This window comes from Peribacillus sp. NPDC094092 (assembly GCF_050279365.1).
Lineage (GTDB): Bacteria > Bacillota > Bacilli > Bacillales > DSM-1321 > Peribacillus.
In genome coordinates, this window is record NZ_JBNNUC010000003.1 from 66,184 (window position 1) to 84,678 (window position 18,495).

At 42.1% G+C, this 18,495-nt stretch carries 17 protein-coding genes; 3 read left to right on the top strand and 14 right to left on the bottom strand.

The window, feature by feature from the left end; all coding sequences use genetic code 11:
• Positions 1-3 precede the first annotated feature (3 nt).
• The 7 genes from ACQKNS_RS15940 to ACQKNS_RS15970 all read right to left on the bottom strand — a co-directional run bounded on the left by ACQKNS_RS15940 (position 4) and on the right by ACQKNS_RS15970 (position 8,644).
• Positions 4-1,728, bottom strand: coding sequence for a hydantoinase B/oxoprolinase family protein (locus ACQKNS_RS15940; RefSeq protein ID WP_427644333.1), 1,725 nt, complete (start codon positions 1,726-1,728; stop codon positions 4-6).
• 2 nt (positions 1,729-1,730) lie between these two features.
• Positions 1,731-3,776 carry a hydantoinase/oxoprolinase family protein gene (locus ACQKNS_RS15945; RefSeq protein ID WP_427644334.1) on the bottom strand — a complete coding sequence of 682 codons (2,046 nt, stop codon included), beginning with the start codon at positions 3,774-3,776 and terminating at the stop codon, positions 1,731-1,733.
• Between the two features lie 493 nt (positions 3,777-4,269).
• The gene (locus ACQKNS_RS15950; RefSeq protein WP_427644335.1) at positions 4,270-5,484 is read right to left on the bottom strand and encodes an aminotransferase class V-fold PLP-dependent enzyme; all 1,215 of its coding nucleotides are present in this window, start codon (positions 5,482-5,484) and stop codon (positions 4,270-4,272) included.
• A gap of 12 nt (positions 5,485-5,496) precedes the next feature.
• On the bottom strand, positions 5,497-6,582 hold the full coding sequence (locus ACQKNS_RS15955; protein ID WP_427644336.1) for a M24 family metallopeptidase: 1,086 nt from the start codon (positions 6,580-6,582) through the stop codon (positions 5,497-5,499).
• Positions 6,583-6,764: 182 nt separating this feature from the next.
• Complete coding sequence (locus ACQKNS_RS15960) at positions 6,765-7,223, bottom strand: DinB family protein (RefSeq protein WP_427644337.1); 459 nt, start codon at positions 7,221-7,223, stop codon at positions 6,765-6,767.
• Positions 7,224-7,234: 11 nt separating this feature from the next.
• The gene (locus ACQKNS_RS15965) at positions 7,235-8,065 is read right to left on the bottom strand and encodes a GNAT family N-acetyltransferase (protein WP_427644338.1); all 831 of its coding nucleotides are present in this window, start codon (positions 8,063-8,065) and stop codon (positions 7,235-7,237) included.
• Between the two features lie 414 nt (positions 8,066-8,479).
• Entirely contained in the window at positions 8,480-8,644 is a 165-nt protein-coding gene (locus ACQKNS_RS15970; RefSeq protein WP_081088496.1) for a YvrJ family protein, read from the bottom strand.
• A 156-nt stretch (positions 8,645-8,800) separates the two neighbouring features.
• Between ACQKNS_RS15970 and ACQKNS_RS15975 the strand changes: the two genes are divergently transcribed.
• A complete protein-coding gene (locus ACQKNS_RS15975) occupies positions 8,801-9,424 on the top strand; it encodes a sigma-70 family RNA polymerase sigma factor (protein ID WP_427644339.1) in 624 nt (207 codons plus the stop codon).
• A complete protein-coding gene (locus tag ACQKNS_RS15980; protein WP_063234103.1) occupies positions 9,417-9,635 on the top strand; it encodes a hypothetical protein in 219 nt (72 codons plus the stop codon). The genes ACQKNS_RS15975 and ACQKNS_RS15980 overlap by 8 nt, the downstream gene beginning before the upstream one ends.
• 54 nt (positions 9,636-9,689) lie before the next feature.
• On the opposite strand, the gene ACQKNS_RS15985 is transcribed toward ACQKNS_RS15980, so the two are convergent.
• From ACQKNS_RS15985 to ACQKNS_RS15995, 3 genes are all read right to left on the bottom strand, one after another.
• Positions 9,690-12,059 (bottom strand): penicillin acylase family protein, encoded by a 2,370-nt coding sequence (locus tag ACQKNS_RS15985; protein ID WP_427644340.1) that lies wholly within the window; start codon positions 12,057-12,059, stop codon positions 9,690-9,692.
• A gap of 229 nt (positions 12,060-12,288) precedes the next feature.
• Positions 12,289-12,726: a hypothetical protein gene (locus ACQKNS_RS15990; RefSeq protein ID WP_427644341.1), complete on the bottom strand. Its 438-nt coding sequence runs from the start codon at positions 12,724-12,726 to the stop codon at positions 12,289-12,291.
• 170 nt (positions 12,727-12,896) lie between these two features.
• Positions 12,897-13,760 carry an STAS domain-containing protein gene (locus ACQKNS_RS15995; protein WP_427644342.1) on the bottom strand — a complete coding sequence of 288 codons (864 nt, stop codon included), beginning with the start codon at positions 13,758-13,760 and terminating at the stop codon, positions 12,897-12,899.
• A 145-nt stretch (positions 13,761-13,905) separates the two neighbouring features.
• Between ACQKNS_RS15995 and ACQKNS_RS16000 the strand changes: the two genes are divergently transcribed.
• Positions 13,906-14,049: a hypothetical protein gene (locus ACQKNS_RS16000; RefSeq protein WP_427644343.1), complete on the top strand. Its 144-nt coding sequence runs from the start codon at positions 13,906-13,908 to the stop codon at positions 14,047-14,049.
• 104 nt (positions 14,050-14,153) lie between these two features.
• Here the strand turns inward: ACQKNS_RS16000 and ACQKNS_RS16005 are convergent, their stop codons facing one another.
• The 4 genes from ACQKNS_RS16005 to ACQKNS_RS16020 all read right to left on the bottom strand — a co-directional run bounded on the left by ACQKNS_RS16005 (position 14,154) and on the right by ACQKNS_RS16020 (position 18,450).
• Positions 14,154-14,483, bottom strand: coding sequence for a hypothetical protein (locus tag ACQKNS_RS16005; RefSeq protein WP_427644344.1), 330 nt, complete (start codon positions 14,481-14,483; stop codon positions 14,154-14,156).
• A 103-nt stretch (positions 14,484-14,586) separates the two neighbouring features.
• The gene (locus ACQKNS_RS16010) at positions 14,587-15,777 is read right to left on the bottom strand and encodes an MFS transporter (RefSeq protein WP_427644345.1); all 1,191 of its coding nucleotides are present in this window, start codon (positions 15,775-15,777) and stop codon (positions 14,587-14,589) included.
• 148 nt (positions 15,778-15,925) lie between these two features.
• Complete coding sequence (locus ACQKNS_RS16015; RefSeq protein ID WP_427644346.1) at positions 15,926-17,248, bottom strand: APC family permease; 1,323 nt, start codon at positions 17,246-17,248, stop codon at positions 15,926-15,928.
• Positions 17,249-17,622: 374 nt separating this feature from the next.
• A complete protein-coding gene (locus ACQKNS_RS16020; protein WP_427644347.1) occupies positions 17,623-18,450 on the bottom strand; it encodes an undecaprenyl-diphosphate phosphatase in 828 nt (275 codons plus the stop codon).
• Positions 18,451-18,495: the final 45 nt, after the last annotated feature.

Below are 18,495 nucleotides of genomic sequence, written 5' to 3' on the forward strand. Positions count from 1 at the left end.
AAACTACTGGCGTAATTCTGTATAGCCGATTATGCTATCGTATTTATCATTTACTATGACCCCGAATTTTTCTTTTGCTTGTTCAGCTGTGATATAACCGTTCTTGACATCCTTTAACACAGCCTGTTCATCCCTTTTAGCCGGATCTCCATATCCCCCACCAGTGGCAGTGACCAGATGGATTGTATCCCCTTTTTCCAATTTCAACCTTGACGTGACACCAAAGGGCCCGATGACCTCACCGTTCTCTTTATGGATCTTTATATAGCTTGATGATCCGTTTTCTCCTTTATTCATTCCCCAAGGCTGAAATTGATGTCTTCCAAAACTAACCGTCAGTTCTTGGCCTTCACTTAAAGTTTTATACGAACGTATTACACCAGAACCGCCGATATGCTGCCCCGCACCTTCTCCATCACATCTAAGTCCATAGTTTTCAACTCTCACTCCGTACCTGGCTTCCGCAATTTCAATCGGCATATTGTATGTCTCACCGTTACCCATACAAAATTGCCCTCTTTGACCATCTTGGCTTTCACCAGCTCCCCAGCCACCTAAAGTAGGTTCAACAATAAGGAACGGCTCATCCGTCTCAGGGTTTTTACCCGACAATAAAAAGGAGCAGACAGATAAAAGATGGCCGGAAGTTAAGCGGTCGGGAAGCAATGGAGCTAGCGCTTTCCAGATTAGTTCTGCACCGCCGATTCTCGCTTCGAAGTTCATCGAAACTGGCGATGGCCTTGTTGCAGAAACAATTGAATGATCACCCGTGATGATTCTCAGTGGTTTGAATAGACCTTCATTGACATTGAACTTCGGTCTGATGATTGCTAAAAACATGACCCTGACACTGGATAACAAGCCATAATAAGAACAATTTACAGGATTCATCACTTGTTGATGGGAGCCTCTGAAATCACAGATGAATTCGTCGTCCGTAATCGTAACTTTCACTTTTATAGGATATGGCCCTCCTTTTGAAGGATCGCCCTCGATAAAATCTTGGGCTTCAAAAGTTCCTTTCGGAAGTGCTCCCAACTCTTTCAATGAATATTTTTCCGCCTGATCAATCAGGTTATCCATCGTGGAGGATACGGTGCTTCTTCCATATTTCGTGCAAAGTTCTTTGATTCTTTTTTCACCAGTTCGAAGCGCAGCCACTTGCGCCCACATATCTCCAAGAGACAATTGAGGCAATCTTACATTTGTAGCAATCATTTCTATAATGCCTTCATTCACTTTTCCGGCATCAAAGAGTTTGATTCCAGGCATTTGCAATCCTTCTTGATAAATCTCAGTTGAATTATTGGTAAAGGAACCGGGATCTTTTCCTCCCACCTCTGTCCAATGTCCTTTATTGGCCGAGAATGCAATAAGCTCACCTTCAAAATATATAGGCATCACAAGGCCGACATCCGACAAATGCGATCCCCCGCCTACATATGGATCGTTTATGATGATGATGTCTCCTTCTGACAATTTATTTCCATCATCAAATTTATCAAGTATGTGCTGAACCATCGGACTTAGCATGCCGATAAAACTAGTGACACCGTTTCCTTGGCTGATTAAGTTTCCTTTAGCATCGGTCAGGCCACACGCATAATCCAATACCTCGTAAAACATCGGACTCATCGAAGTTCTTGCCAAAGCGATGAACATTTCTTCACCGATGGACAGCAGCGAATCCTTGATAACTTCTAAAGCAAACGGATTGGCAGTTTTCATCATTATTTCACCCCAGTTTCAATAATTAAATTTCCATAAGCATCAACAGATAATTTTTGTCCTTCCATAATGACGGTGGAAGCGGATTGTTCTTCGACAATTGCTGGACCTGTCACTTCATGTCCTCTGGCCAATTTTGCCCGTTCATATACAGGGGTAAGACACCAGCCGGCTTGATTGAAAAATACATTTCGCTCTTCAATTTTTGCATCCTCCACAGCTGATTCACTTTCTTTCATTTCAGAGATGACAGGCTTGTCCACTATACCGAAACTGGTGAGATGCAAATTAACGATTTCAATTGCACTTTCCGGTAAGTTGAACGAATATACTTGTTCATGCATTTGATGGAATTGGCAGATGATGTCCGCTATAGCCCGATCATTCCATTCTCCATTCGGGACAGGAACTTTCACCGTATGCTCTTGGCCGATATACCGTAAATCTGCGAATCGGTTGAATACAATCTTCCCTTCATCCACATTCTCTTTAGCAAATTGTCTTTTGGAATTGGTCTCCATATCTTCCCATTTCAGATTCATTTCCGTTAAATCCAAGGTATTCAGCAATTTTATATAGGTATGGATATAATCATGGCGTAAATCTGTCATCAACATGCCCCAAGCAGAGAAAACGGATGAAGCCAATGGGATGACAACTTTTTTCACCCCAAGGTCTCTGGCAAGTTCTGCTGCATGAATTGGGCCTCCGCCGCCGAATGCCAACAATGTAAAATCTTGTGGATCATATCCTTTCCTCACTGATATAAGCTTTAATGCGTTAAGCATATTTGAATTCGCGATATCGATGATTCCGAGAGCCCCTTCTTCAGTGGATGTTTGAAATGGCTTAGCGACATTTTCATCAATTGCCGCTTTTACTTTTGCCATGTCCACCTCGTAATCGAAGTTTTTCCCTGAAAGCCTCCCAACAAACAAATTTGCATCTGTCGTAGTCGGAAGTTTCCCGCCTTTTCCGTATGCCACAGGACCTGGTGATGAGCCTGCCGATTGGGGTCCCACTTTCAAGGAGCCGATCTCATCAATCCAAGCGATGGAACCGCCGCCATTTCCAATTTCAACAATATCGACGACTGGCACTTTAATCGGGTATCCTGCTGTTTTTTCGGACTTTTCAATGTAATAGTTCGTTGACACTTTCACTTCACCGTCACTAATTAATGAACACTTTGCAGTTGTTCCGCCTATATCAAAAGCGATGATATTCTCTTCACCGATCATTTTCCCTAAAATGGCGGCTCCGAAAATTCCAGCTACCGGCCCTGACTCAACCATGTTGATTGGAATGTTTTTCGCGTTTTCGAATGTCGTGACACCGCCATTGGATTGCATGATGTACCGGTTCTCTTTGATGTTAAAATCACTTAACTTGTTCGAAAGATTGTCAATGTATGAATTCGCAGTCGGTTTAACGTATGCATTCAGCACCGTCGTATTCGTCCTTTCATACTCACGCCATTCTTTAGTGATATCGCTGGAAACGCTGACAGATACCCCAGGCCACAACTCCTCCACGATTTTAAGCGCTTTCATTTCATGCTCGGGATTCAGGTAAGAATGCAAAAAGCAAATCGCAATTGCCTCAACCCGTTCTTCCTTAAAATACTCTATCGCTTTCTCAATATCTTCCTGAACTAACGAAGTAACGACGTTTCCTTTGTAATCCAACCGTTCTGTCACTTCTAGACGCAAATGCCTTTCCACAAAGGACTCTGGTTTTTTATATTTAAAGTTGTATAAATCAGGGCGATTTCCTCGAGCAATTTCCAAGACATCTTTCGTTCCCTTTGTCGTAAGTAATCCTACTTTTACACCTTTTCTTTCGGTTAATGCATTAATCACAACGGTAGATCCATGAATGAACATGTCGATAGTCTCTACGCTGACCCCACTTTGTTTAATTACGTCAATTACTCCGTTCTCAAACTGGGGCGGAGTTGTGTGTGATTTGGCAAATCCAAATTCCCCATTGTCATCCACATATACTAAATCAGTGAAAGTTCCACCGATATCTGTTGCAATCCTCATGCAATTCTCCCCCTTTTTTGGTTCTATAATAGAACCACTGGTTCTTAACTAAAAATATATTAATTTAACAAGTTAGAATTGTCAAACTATTTATTATTCAATGTTTTTGGCTATTGGAATTTCCCTTGTATCTTCGAACAAACCTTTATCCGACCTTTCGACCGTCTCTAGCTGTGAAAAAAACGAACGATCCCCGGACCCTAAAAAAGAAGTTGATTCAGGTAAATAAGACTGGCCCATGCCCCGGTGTTTAATTTGGACTGGAGGAAAAGTGGCAAGACAGGTAACCCCAAAAGATTTTCCAGGAAAATCTTCAAAAACTCGAAGGAGGGTAAGAGAGCAATAGTAATGTAATCGGGCTGATAATATGGATATGCGGTCTTGGTACGCGGGGAGTTTCGCTGAAAAAGGGGAACTGGTTCAAGAAAAATCCGGCGCCTGACACCAAAGAATTTGGGGACAAGCAGCCGAATGATGGCATTTTATTTTTATTTCAAATCAGTACGGAGTCTATCTTTCCTTCTTTTTTTTGTAAAGATTTAATGTGTGAAACGGCCAAATCGATTTCCTCTTCCGTGTTGAAATAGTGAGGGGACAGCCTCGCCATTTTATCAATACCATATTGTTGAAGCAGCGTGTTCGCCATGAACGTGCCTGATTCAATAATGATTTTTTTCTCCTCTAAATATTCTGTTATTCTATCCGGATGAAGTCCCTTTACATTAAACGGAATGATGCCTAGCCGATTTTTGATATCCTGTGGCCCGTAGATGGAGATTCCCTCTATGGTGGAAAATTGATTAACAGCGTACTCTGTTAAGGCTGCCACTTTTTTGAATATATTTTCCAGGCCTATATTTTGGGCATAATCGATAGCTGCTCCCAGCCCAAGTATGGAAGGGACAATCGGGCATCCTGCCTCAACTCTTTTGGCGGCTGATGAATAGTTATAGTCATTCGTTTCAAAATCCCAAGTGGTTCCTCCCCAGCCAATTAAAGTAGGCTCAATGGAATCCACCAATGATTCTCTAATATACAATATTCCCGATCCTTCGGGACCCCTCAGCCATTTCCGTCCACAAGCTGTCAGAAAGTCACAATCAAGCTCTTTAACATCAATGGGTACCAATCCTAGAGTTTGAGATGCATTGATAAGGGTTAACGCATCATTTTCTTTTGCAAGTTTACATATTTTCTCTACTTCCTGTAGGGCTCCAGAGGCATTAGGTAAATGGGAAACGGTTATAAGCTTGGTCCGTTTCGTCATTTGCTTCGCTATTAAATCCACATCAATAACGCCTGATTTATGAGTCTCGATAATCTTTAAGCTGACTTTTCTTTTATCCCTTAATTTAAGCCAAGGTGTATAATTACTATGAAATTCAATGTCAGCGAGTATGATTTCATCTCCTTCTTCCCACGGAAGTCCATTTGCAACAAAATTAATGCCTTCTGTCCCATTTTTCACAAAAGCAATTTCCGATGCATTGGCCCCAATGAAACTTCCTGCCTTTACTCTTGTTTCATCTAACTTCCGATAAACCTCTTTTCTGAATGCAGGCAAGTATGGACCTAAACTAGCTGTCTTTTGTAAATAATCTATGATCGCATTAACAACTTGTCGAGGTGGGGCAGATGCAGCGGCAGTATTTATATACATGTAATTCTCATGAAAAGGATTATCCCTTTGAATCTGTTCAATATCCATATTCAGCACCCCCTATACAGTAATAAGATCTTTTCGAAGCGACATCAAATTGATAAAGCCATCTTCTGTCATGATAATATTATCCTCTATCCGGACTCCTCCTTTACCAGGCACATAAATCCCCGGTTCAACCGTAAAAGCCATTCCGGGCTGTAATCTTAGATCACTATTCATCATGATATATGGCTCTTCATGGGAATTCAGCCCCAACCCATGTCCTGTACGGTGGGTAAAATACTCTCCATAACCCTTGCCTTGTATAACGGCACGTGCAATTTCATCAACTTCATGTGCTGTCACACCCGGTTTGATGATATCAATCGCCGCCTGCTGTGCTTCTTTGACAGTTTCATAGATTTCCTTTAATTCATGAGAAACGTCCCCTACCGCTACCGTACGACAAATATCACCCACGTACCCATTGATTATGGACCCGAAATCGATCACAACGAGTTCTCCTGATTCAATTTTCTTGCCGCCAGCACGTCCATGCGGACTTGCGCCTCTATATCCAGAGGCAACGACGGTTCCAAACGGCGTTCCTTCAGAACCCCTTTTTCTCATTTCATACTCCAGCTGTGCCGCCACTTCCACTTCGGTTACTCCAGGCTTAATATATGGGATTGCAGCTTCGAAACTTTCTTCCAGTACTTTCACAGCCTGTTGCATCTGTTCAATTTCCTGTTTATCTTTATAAATTCTCAGAACATCAATTAAATCACTAATATCATCAGCTGCTGTCGATAAAGTCTCTGCACCTTTTAACTCCATGATTCTCATTTGGTTGTATTCAACTCCGATTTTCATAAGAGTTCCTGCTGCATTTTTCAATTCACCTAGAGCCCTGCTTGGCCCCTCTTCATCTGTATACCAAAATACATTTTCATCCGTCACTTCCTGAACTTTACTCAACTCCACTTGTGGTGAAATAATAAACATCTCAGATTCCTTTGTAATAACAACAAATGTCAGCCGTTCACTTTGTTTAAGCTTCAGTCCGGTAAAATAATACATATTCGATCCCGGTACAATAACTGCCGCATCTATATTATTTTCCTTTAATAGTCGAGTAAGTTTTTCCCTCCGTTGTTCAAACATTTAAATAATGCCCCCTATCAATATTTTGATTTTTCAATGTTTTCATTCTATAGCATGTCAACACGAAGTCAAATGAATCTTATTGATCGGCTAATCCCCTTTCTTTTTAAAAACCTAGGAATTCCTCCCGAAATAAAAAAACTGGTAATGCATGTTGCATTACCAGTTTTAAAGTATAAAGCCTATAAAGTCCGATTTATTAAACTGGCTGATACCGGTTCGATGCCCATCTCCCTCGACCAGATGGACAGCTGGCCTATATGGTGAATTTCGTGCGCAATAATATGGCGAAGTATCATGCCTTTTTCGTATGCCCCCTCCATCCATGATGGCTGTATCATTCCTTGCTCATCCTCAATGGAATGCGAGTTTAAATAGTCCATGACCTCAGAATGATAGCGGGTGGATAGATCCTCCACTTTCTCGATCGTATCATAAGCGTCCAAATCGATCGCGGCATCAGGCTTTCCTTGTATGGCCTTGATCCAGCTGCATTCGACATCGATAATATGGGCAAGTGTTTTCAGTATATTGCCCATCCCTCCTGTGCGCTGCCGTTTCAGTTCCTCACTCGGTAAGGCCCGGCACCATTTGAACCACTCACTTCGCACCTGCCAATTATAAATGAATAATGTCAACATCATCCCAGCCCCTAACTCTTTTTCGTCCTTTTGTATTGATAATAATCCTGTCTTTGGATGGTTCTGAATCCACAAGATTCATAGAGTCTTAATGCATGCTCATTAGTCGCCTCGACCTCGAGAAAAATATCATATCCCAGCTGGCATTGTTCGGCTACGACCTTTTTCAATGCCTTTCTGCCAAGTCCTTTTCCCTGGTATTTTGGCAAAATGGAAAACCCATAAATCCATGCTTCCCCGCCTGAATGATCAACACGGATTTTACCGACTGCAAGGCCATCCATTTCAATCATCATGGTTTTCAGAGTATCCTCATATAGGATGCGCTGATAATAATCCTTCGCTTCCTGTTTCGTAAATTGGAAACATTGAACATCCAGCTGAATTTCCGTTTCCTCATCATCTCTCCGTGAAGGGCGAATGACTGCATCGCCATAATCGTCAAGCTCCATTTCGGACCACTTCATTTGAAACTCAGAAAAAGCAAAGTCACATGGGAGCTGTTTCAAAAATCCTGCCCCTGATTGGGATTGAGCGGGTGAGTTCAGGAGAATCAACCTATAGTTGCGCTCCACGGCACTCCTTATGGCCTCTTCCAGAAGCTTTGTAAAAATGCCTTGTCTCCTGTAATCAGGATGCACCATCCCGCACATCTCCGCTTTGTTTCCAAAATCGTAAAGACCAATAAAACCAACAAGCTTCAATCCATCATAGTGAAAAAAGTCATTCTTAAGCACACCATTTCGACTGCGAAGCGTTTCCCAGTTCAGCTTTAAAGTAAAACCTTCCCGTTCACATTCTTGCTGTAGGATTCGAATATCTTCTAGCTGTTTATCATTCAAATTCTCCACCCCTTTTCCATATTATCAGTTTTTTGCCAAAAAAATTAGAAAAGCAGCATCCTTTTTCTTGGATGCCGCTTACTATTCATAAGTTTTTTGATGAATGTTGTTTTTTTAAAAGTATTTTCACTTTAATCCATAAAACTAAAATCGTACGAGGGGAGGATTTCCTATCTAATTCCATTGTCGGATGAATTATAGTAGTAAAATGATTCCAAATAACGATTGTTTTTTACCTATTTTGTGCTATATTCCAAATAATGGTTTACCATTATTTTACTTGATTTTAAAGGAGGGATATAACCAAGTCTTGATTTTTTTTGAGTACCCATTTCTTTATACCCGAATTCCGGACCCTTTTTAGAATAGAATCCGAAATTCGGTGTTTATCACCTGGCACATTACGTCCTGAGGTTATCGTTTTTTCGTTTTATGAGCGGACTTTTTTAAGTTCTCTACGTCCGTAGTCAGTTCTTTTAATTGTTTACCGAAGCGGAAGAGCAAAAACATAGAAACGACGAATGGATAGCCAAATTCGCTAACTAATGAAACCCACATAGTAGCATCCTCAATCATCATCCTCTTCACCCCTTTTCTTGTATCTGATATCTAAAGTGAAACTTGTTTAAAAAAATCAATCTAGCACTATTGATTTATGGAAAAAAGAACGAATGTTCCTATATAATTGATTTATTCCCCTTGTCTATCACTTTATTAATAAAAGGAGGGATAACAATGAACCACTTAACTTCTCATTTTTTTTCTCATTCATTGGAGTTTCTGCAGCAACAGTACTCATCTTTCTTTGCACAGCCAATCATTCATTTATTCTTACAGAACCCAGAACATTTAAAGATTTTCACTGAAACTCTTGATTCCCCTTCTTCCCACAACATTGATCATCTCAACGAGACTTTCAAAATTTTCTATTACCGGGCTAAAGTATACAAATACATGTGCTCCTTAATTTACTTTTTCTCTGTTGATTTTGATAAAAGGGCACGTAAGCAGCGGGAACGCTATCGAATGGTACTTGATGCGACACCAATGGATACTGGCGGATTGATCGATCGAATCGGTACGCTGGACATTCAACTTGAAAAGATGGGGGAAACGAACGAACTCGCTTCACACATTAGTGATGAAGAGATGATAAAAGCCTTGAAGAAGTTAACAGCCAAACAAAGCCTGGTATTGACCATGATCTTTTCCTACGGCCTATCCAACAAGGAAATTGCTGCCTATTTCCATGAGTCGCCGCAGAATATCTCAAGCATCCGTAAACAAGCTCTAAAAAAACTGCGAAAGCACTATATGGATGAGGTATATGTTAGAAAGGAGAAAAGCCATTGTGGATAAAAAACTGTCAAAAGAAGAATTGATGGATCTCATAGACTCATTGAATCCTAAAATAAAAAAATCGTTAAAAAACACGAACTATCAAGACCGGAATGATCTGGAGCAAGAAATTAAACTCAAGATCATTGAATCATATGAAAAAATCGCGGCAATCGAGGCCCCTAATTTTGAGGAGTTCCTAGCAGAATTCTTTACTAAGCAAAAACAATGAAGAAGTACCAAGTCCAGGGCAAGGATACTGGACTTGGTACTTTTTTTCGAGTTATCAGTATGATGGTTTCAGTGTCAGCTTATCCCCTTTTGGATCGCCCAATGTGGTTTTGTGATAAGTACCTTCTGCCCAATCATCAAGCTGGTCGTGGTACCACTCACTTTTAACGTTACCTGATTGACCCGGGCCAACAAGGTGATATCCTTGATTCATGTCGGATAGGTCGATGACGAATCTCCAGGAGCCACCGTGATTAACGGTTCCATCATCTAAAAATGCCGCTGCCTGTACGGTGACACTGCTGCCGCCTACCGGTATTCCTCCGCCGCTGTTAAATAAATAATTTAACGGGGCGACACTCGATAGCGGATGGTTAAACCTGACCTGATGATAGTCCCCCCATTCCCAATCGGCTATATCGTCACCTTGGGATTCTTCAAGCTCGGTTAACGTCATCTGTAACGACTTGGCAAGCACCTGCTCAAGTCCGCCTGCATCTTCAATCCAAGGGCCCGGCTTACCGTCCAGTGCCCGCCTTAGTAGTTCATCAACGGCCGAACGCCTTCCATTAAAGAGGTTGAGGGTTTCCTCCGGTATTTCTTCCGCAAGCAGGACATCCCCTATTTTTTTCATCCAGACATTAAAAATCATCGGTGCCGCTTCATCAACGGAATCAATATGATTCCATTTCTTCAGAATCATTAGTGCCTGATCTTCCTGCTTCCCCCATGGACCTTTCAATACATCCACGAATTGGGGAACAAACTCCTTGGCTTGCAAATTCACCTTATCCATCTGCAGGCTTTGCATATCCTCGGCAGTAAGCTTTTTATTGGCTTTTAAAAACTCCTGTATCCTCATCTGACGGTACGGCTGTGCCCAGTTATTGCTGATGTGGTAAGGGTAATCATCCGAGATGACTTTATTATTCGCCGTCGAAATGAATCCCTCTTCCGGATTCACCGTTTTTGGAAGTTCATCAAAGGGAATAAAGCCTTTCCACTCGAATTCATCCGTCCAGCCAGGTACAGGAAGCATACTATCGCCTTTTTTCCGGATTGGGATTTTCCCATTCGCCTTATAGGCAATGGTCCCATCGGCTGAGGCAAAGACGAAATTCTGTGCCGGCGTTTCGAATTTCAAGAGGGCCTTTTCGAATTCTTTCCAGCTTCCCGCTTTATTCATATTCAGTACCGCTTCAAGCTCGGCGGATGGATCAAGTGCCGTCCACCTTAATGCAAGCACGGTATCTTTTCCGCTTTTCCCGGCAAACTCGGAGACCACAGGCCCATGGCGGGTAACCGTCACTTGATAATCAAGTGTTTTACCGTCCTTCACCTTGATAGGTTCGTCCAGGATATCAGCTTTTTCCCATTTCCCTTTGTAGGAGAATTCCTTCTCGTTTTCCGGGTTTCTCCTCTCGATATAGAGATCCTGGACATCCGGGCCGGTATTGGTCACACCCCAAGCGACCTTTTCGTTATGACCTAGTATGATTCCGGGAATCCCGGCAAAGATAACACCGCTCACATTGACTGAAGGGGCCTCCAAATGCATTTGATACCAAATGGATGGTGTAGCCAATCCCAGATGGGGATCATCCGCCAATAACGGCTTACCGGAATCCGTTTTCTTGCCTGAAACGACCCAATTATTGCTGCCGTTGAATTCATAAGGAATAACGGCCCCGGCAAAACTTTTTTCAATATCCAGTTCTTCCTTGCCGATGATATATGGAGCGTTCTTTGGATAATCAGGAAATAAATCATAGGCTTTTTCCTTTGGGAACGTTTGCAGCAAATACTGCCTAAACGCCTGATCTTCCCAGTTCCCGCCTAAATCAAAGGCCATATATTTACCGATGGTCAGCGAATCGACGGGTGTCCAAGGCTCTGGTTCGTATCCAAGCAGGGTGAACTCCGCCGGCCATTTCCCATTCTCCTTCAATTCATCGATATAAAGGTTCACCCCTTCGGCAAACACATCCAAGGCTTCTTTCCCGTCACTTGAATATGCTGCATAAGAGGCTTCAGCCGCCCGCCTCAACCCAAGTGTGCGGAAATACTTATCATTTTTGATGGTTTTCTCACCAATCACTTCACTCAATCTTCCTGATGCCTGACGCCTGCTTAAATCCATTTGAAATAAGCGGTCCTGTGCTTGGATATACCCTTGGGCCAAATACAAATCATGTTCATTCGCTGCCTTGATATGCGGGACCCCACTTGAATCCCTCACCACCGTAACCGGTTTCAAAAGACCTGGAAGCGATATTTCCCCCTCTGTTTCCGGCAAGGATCTTGAAAGAAATACATTTGCAGCAATCAAGACTGACAGCAAAAGAATGATCAGGATACCAAAACTCCATAGTGCACGCTTTCTCCACTTCCGTTTTGGCTTTTGCTGAGGTATGGCAACTTCCATCGCTTCATCTTCCTCTCCCCATAAAACTCTCTTTCTATTTTAGATATTCCGCGTTTATCCCCATCTTTCCTACCAACTTCCTTACATTCTCTTTTTTATTTCCAAAAGGTTGGGAAGGCGCAAGGGCGGATCATTCCGAGCAAGGCCGAATCACTCCCGCGAAGTGCTCCGATAAACATGGAATCAAATGCAAAAACACCGATACAATGTATCGGTGTGGCAGGGGATGCTAGCTATTTGCAAGAATGTATTCAATCACCTTATCTGCATCGTCTGTATAAAAGAGAGCTTTATCAAAGTCATGGGCCGCCTTCGTCTCGGCTTCCATGTATTCAATCGGGGAGAGGAGACCAAAGAGCCTCTTCCATTTATAAGTTTTCTCCAGAAGTTTTCTTTCCCTTATTATATCCTCTGGTATGAATTCATTAATGATAAAACATGGGTCGGAAAATGAAGGGTCCTGAAAACGTTCGTTCAAGGCTCGCAATTTATCCCGATCCCATTCCACCCTTACCAAGTCCGATATGACCGAGACATTTTGGACCGAGTCGAGGATGCGTTTTGACAAAACATCATATTCTTCATCCTCCAGCCCTTTATCCGTCATGATTCCTACACAATACCATCTTTCGTTATGATCAGGTTCTTCACTCTTCTTGAAAAACACTCTTCATCCACCTTCCTTACACGCTTTACAGGTCCTATTTAATTTAAATGTAGATCAACATGCCTGCCGACGTCATTTCACTATAACACGGTGAAATGGCGATGGGTGATAATATGGGAGCTGCAGGAATGCTTGCAGAAAAAAAGATACCCTGAAAAAGGATACCTCCATCATACTGGCTGAACAGCCAGTCCCCTTTGTTTAAACAGATACTCCAGAGCCTGCCTGAACGATAGGAAGGCTTTTACCCGATTTGCAAAATCAAGTGTGACGATCTCTTTCACGACATCAGGTGTAAAGCCGACAAAAATCGTTTCCGTACCCATCAACGACAGTGCCCCCACTAATTGATCCAGCAGGGAGAGCATGTTGTTTTCCTTCGTAAAGGTAATTCCGGAGAAATCCATGATCAATACTTCCGCATGCAAATCTGCACATTTTTGCAGTACAGTCGATTGCATCGACTCCATTCTCCAGTCGTCAATGCGTCCGATCAATGGCAAGAGCAGCACATCCTTTAATACGGTCTGAACGATCGGGGTGGACAATTCTTCCATGACTTCTTGGTTTTCTTTTATCTTCCGCAAAGACTCGTTTGCCATTTTCGCCATTTCTTTATAATGATTCACGTAACTGATGCTCACACAATGTATGAATTGGTCCAGGATGGCATCTATTATCGAGCTTGCCTTTAGCAGAATTTCAATGGAGTAATAGCGATTGCTTACCTCTTCTTCAATGAAACTCCAGAAAAGATTGCGTATCAGCTGAGCTTCCTCAATATTCTTATCTAAAGGAATGCCCATATCCACAATGCGCTTTCCTATTTCCATACCCGTTATTTTCATGCTTTCCATCGCTTGTGCCTTTCCATGAATCAAGGCATCTGCATGTATTTGAATAAGCTTTGACCGTACCTCTTTACTCGTTTCGAAATCATAGAGAGGTTCCTCTTCTTCAAACAACTCGATATGCTCCACTAAGATAAATTTGAATTTTTCAATTTTTTCACCGATCATTCTTAATTCTTCCATATGGACCTCCCATACAGGGCTTTTATCCCATTTTATCAAATAATGAATGGATAAGGATATAAAATCCTTCTATTACCAATATGATAATAGACGTTTACCCTTTTCTGCATAAGGGTATTATGATATATGACTTGGAGGGATTATCATGAAAAAAGAGCAGCAAGACTTTGAATCTGAAAACATGAGTGATTTAGTCGAACTCATAAACAGTAAAAATAACAGCCGCAGAATCTTGGATGTACTTCGGCGTAATAAAAAGGATAAAAGTAAAACGAAAGATAAAAAATGAAAAAGCCCAGTCCAATACGGTCTGGGTTTTTGAGTGGATAAAAAAAGAGCGGAGTTGCTTTATTAGGCAAACCCAGCTCCTCCGTCATTAACTATTGATAACCTCTACCTTTTTCTCCGGATTTCCTTCACATGGTTTCCTTCAGTAGTAATATAGACTGTTTCATCAATTTTGTATGTTAAATAACGGTCACAATCAATTTCCAGCGTTTCCCCATTGCTGAATTTCATTGCGCAATTGGATCCCTCTTCGGTTTCCGTCACATCAATGACTTCGTTCGTCTTAAAACCGATTGCCTTGCCATCGGAGAAATGGGGATAGTATTTTTCAACAATCTCCACCTTTTCCAATCTGCCCGGACTTGTTAAGTACACAACGAATAATATAATTAAAACGGCTATTAACCCAATGAGAATTACTGCTTTTCGTTTCACTCTATCTATTACCCTCTTCTCTTATCAATCTATTATTCAATATCCATTTTCACTAGATTATATTCAGGATTCCGGAAAAACATGATAGAAAAGATCATTTTATTTAAACGGTTTTCACTTTTCCAGCCATCATCGCACAAACGGCAGCCAGGATGATCAGAATGGATACAGCCGAGATGACCCCTCCCCAGCCGAACTTCATCAGGAATAAACCGCCTGACGCCCCCACTACACTTGATCCGGCATAGTAAAACAGGAGATATAAAGCGGAAGCTTGTGCCTTTTCATTCTTATCAGCCAACGTTCCGACCCAGCTGCTCGCAATTGAATGAGCTCCAAAAAAACCAAATGTAAACAGTGCAAGCCCCATTATTTTAAGCAAAAGCGGATCCAATAAGGTTAAAAGGGCGCCCATCAACATGATTGCGATTCCGATAAGAAGTACATGCCTCCGTCCATATTGATCGGCTAGCTTCCCCATCCATGTGGAACTGAAAGTCCCAACAAGATAGATGATGAAAATGAAGCCTATCAATGTTTGTGATAAATGATATGGCGGCCCCATCAAAGGTATGCCCACAAAGTTATAGACGGTAACGAACGAGCCCATTAATAGGAAGGCCATGCCGAATAAGAGGACTAGCCTGCCATTCCTTAAGTTATTAATAAGGGAGGTTTTGATTCTCGAAAATGAGGCCCCTACGCGGATGGCATGCTGCGAAGGCGGGAGCATCCACCAAAAAGCCATACTGATGATCAAACTTAAAGCCCCAAGGCTTCCAATCGCTATGTTCCATGAGAAATGGTCGGTCAGCACCCCGACAATCAGCCTTCCTGCCAATCCGCCGATACTCGAACCACTCACATAGATCCCCATCACATAGCCCAGGCTTTTCGGATGAAATTCTTCATTGATATAGGCCATCGCAATTGCCGGGAATCCTGCAAGCACCGCTCCTTGAATCGCCCGTATTGCGATAAGGATGTATAGCTCATCCTGGATGAAGCTGACGCATATGGATAACAAGGCAGACAAAGTGAGGGCCGTCCCCATTATTTTTTTCCTATCGATATTTTCCGAGAAAAAGGAAACAAGCAATAAACAGATGGCAAGCGTTCCTGTTGCGAAAGATAATGTAAGACTTGCCATTGCAGGAGAGACTCCGAATTGCTTTGCGAAAACCGGAATGACCGGTTGGGTACTATACAGATCCGCAAACGTTACAAAGCTACCAAGAAATAAAGCCAAGATTGTTTTCCTGAATGATTTACCAGCAGGCTCGATATAATTCACTTTTGTTCAGACCCTTCACTATTTAACTTTCCCCCTATGTTAATACGAACTTCCCGAGTTGTCTATTTCGCCACTTTTGTCCAAAGGGAAAGTTTTGTTCCGGCGATTTACAAAAAACCCTTCACTGCATCCAGTGAAGGGTTTTTCATTAATATGAACGTTTATCATCCCGCTCACCTTTTTTAAGGAGCCAGTACACTGGCATACCTATAATGAGGATGATCACCGAGTACAAGGCATTTAAAGGTGTATCGATCAATGTGCTTACAACAATGTATATTGCTCCAGCAATCGCCACGATGGGGATGAATGGGTAAAACGGCACTTTATAAGTTTTCGCATCCGGATCCTTTTTGCGTAAGATAAAGACCGCGAAGAAAGCTAATCCATAAAAACAGAAGACAGAGAATACGGCCATATTGGTAAGTTTGTCAGGGTCTGCTGCAACCATCATGATGATTGCAATGATCACTTGCAATACCGTAGCATTTATTGGCGTTTTAAACTTAGGCGATATTTTCCCGATTTGTTTATGGCCTGGCATCATTTTATCAGTCGCCATCGCCAAGGTAATGCGCGGAAAGGTCAAAAGCTTTCCATTCAAGCAACCGAATATTGAAATCGCTATTCCGATTGCTATCAATTTCCCGCCCAATTCACCAAATAGAAGCGTTGCCGCAACATTCGCTGCATTCGTACCATGAGCTACGACTCCCTCCGCCCCCAATACATGAAGCATGGCAAGGTTCACAGCCAAGTAAGCGACCATGACCACGACTAATCCCGTTATGATTGCCCGCGGCAGCGTTTTCTGCGGGTTTTTCATTTCCCCAGCCATGAAACCGACATTCATCCAGCCATCATACGCCCAGAGCGTAGCCAAAATCGCACCGGCCATACTGATTTTCATTGAACTTTCACTATCGATATTGAATACAGGCATATCACCTTGTGCGATTCCGAACACCGCTATGAATAGGATGGGGATTAATTTAGCAACGGTCGATAAGGTTTGAATGAAACCGCCGTATTTTGTCCCCAGAAGATTCATGCCTGCTATGAATATAATCGTAAAAATCCCTATCGCCAAAGTGTAGCCAGAAGCGATATTAAATATTCCTGCGACTAATAACCCGAAGTATAAGCTGAGTGCGCCCATGACGGCAGGTCCATATACCAATGTCTGAACCCAGCCGCATAGGAATCCCCATGCTTTTCCGTACACTTCTTCCATATAAACATATAGGCCTCCCGTTTTAGGGATCCGCGTACTCACTTCCGCAATCGTCAACCCGCTTGCAAGGGTAATCAGGCCGCCTATCAGCCAAGCTAATAAGGCCATGGTTGAATTACCGCTTAACTCAAGCACGTCACCAGGTCTCATGAAAATACCAGAACCGATAACTGTACCAACTACAATTGATGTTCCAACCCAAAAGCCAATCGTTTTCTTCAATTGGTCATTTCTCATGTTGTCCTCCCCAGGTGTACACATGTACTTTATTTATACTAAAATTATATCATATAAATTATACGAGAATAGTTTATGCAATCATTTGAATATTACAAAAAATAATCAAACATGTTGGTATCACTACGCTCAGGGGGCTTTTTTGCATTTATATTTTTTTTACTAATTATGTCTCAAACTATACCTAAAACCGAATATTTTTTCACACACAAAAGATTTATGGTTATTTAACTCAATAATAACGAATTAAAAACCACAAAAAACAATAATCATTCGTGATATTTTTTCTGGGATTCCAGCTTTTTTTCGGTCACAAAAAAAGCCACCCCGAATCAACGGGGTGGTTCCTCTCCTATTTGACGCTTCATTTCGTATTACCAAATAATGAATAGAAGCACAACCGCCAAGACGATCCGATAAATGGCAAAAGGAGTCAATTTAACTTTATTGATTAAAATCAAGAAAAAGCGGATACAGAATAATGCAAAGATAAATGCACTGATGAAACCTGCAATAAAGAATGGCAAGACTTCAGGCGTGAAGAACTCCCAGTATTTCACGATCTTCAACAGACTTGCACCAGCCATGATCGGCACTGCCATGATGAACGTGAAATCGGAAGCAGCGCGATAGCTCATTCCTAAAAGCACTCCTCCGGAAATGGTTGAACCTGAACGCGAGAATCCCGGCCACAGTGACAAACATTGAATTAACCCTACACCGAAGGCTTGTTTATAAGTGATTTGGTCAACCGTTTCTGCAGTCAGCTTCGGACGGAATTTATCTGCAGCAATCATCAAAAACGCACCAAGGAACAATCCGACGATAACCGTCTTCATCGTAAATAAATGTTCGTCAATGTAATCTTCGAATAATAGACCTAAAACGCCTGCCGGCAGCAATCCGACAAAGATCTGCAATAGGTTAAGCTTCGGGCCGCTCGCTGCTGATGCACCCTTCAGCTTCCTTAAACCAAGCAAGTCCATGAACCGTCCCCAGAAGAGCACGACAACGGCGAGTATCGAACCAAGCTGGATGACCACCTTAAAGGCATTTGCCACTTCACTCCCGAAAAGCTCAGTTGATTTCAGCCATAAATCATCGACGATGATCATATGCCCTGTAGACGATACAGGAGCAAATTCAGTTAATCCTTCTACAAGACCAAGGATAACCGCAACAAAAATTTCCCACATATTCATTTTATTCACCTCATATTTCGAACACCTATTTATGGAAATACCATA

What these genes read in the sequence shown, in the direction of transcription:
- ACQKNS_RS16020 (WP_427644347.1), bottom strand. Translation starts at nt 18,450, where the DNA reads ATGAATATGTGGGAAATTTTTGTTGCGGTTATCCTTGGTCTTGTAGAA.
- ACQKNS_RS15960 (WP_427644337.1), bottom strand. Translation starts at nt 7,223, where the DNA reads ATGTTGACATTATTCATTTATAATTGGCAGGTGCGAAGTGAGTGGTTC.
- ACQKNS_RS15955 (WP_427644336.1), bottom strand. Translation starts at nt 6,582, where the DNA reads ATGTTTGAACAACGGAGGGAAAAACTTACTCGACTATTAAAGGAAAAT.
- ACQKNS_RS15975 (WP_427644339.1), top strand. Translation starts at nt 8,801, where the DNA reads ATGAACCACTTAACTTCTCATTTTTTTTCTCATTCATTGGAGTTTCTG.
- ACQKNS_RS15970 (WP_081088496.1), bottom strand. Translation starts at nt 8,644, where the DNA reads ATGATGATTGAGGATGCTACTATGTGGGTTTCATTAGTTAGCGAATTT.
- ACQKNS_RS15945 (WP_427644334.1), bottom strand. Translation starts at nt 3,776, where the DNA reads ATGAGGATTGCAACAGATATCGGTGGAACTTTCACTGATTTAGTATAT.
- ACQKNS_RS15950 (WP_427644335.1), bottom strand. Translation starts at nt 5,484, where the DNA reads ATGGATATTGAACAGATTCAAAGGGATAATCCTTTTCATGAGAATTAC.
- ACQKNS_RS15940 (WP_427644333.1), bottom strand. Translation starts at nt 1,728, where the DNA reads ATGAAAACTGCCAATCCGTTTGCTTTAGAAGTTATCAAGGATTCGCTG.
- ACQKNS_RS15995 (WP_427644342.1), bottom strand. Translation starts at nt 13,760, where the DNA reads ATGGAAGAATTAAGAATGATCGGTGAAAAAATTGAAAAATTCAAATTT.
- ACQKNS_RS16015 (WP_427644346.1), bottom strand. Translation starts at nt 17,248, where the DNA reads ATGAGAAATGACCAATTGAAGAAAACGATTGGCTTTTGGGTTGGAACA.
- ACQKNS_RS15985 (WP_427644340.1), bottom strand. Translation starts at nt 12,059, where the DNA reads ATGGAAGTTGCCATACCTCAGCAAAAGCCAAAACGGAAGTGGAGAAAG.
- ACQKNS_RS16000 (WP_427644343.1), top strand. Translation starts at nt 13,906, where the DNA reads ATGAAAAAAGAGCAGCAAGACTTTGAATCTGAAAACATGAGTGATTTA.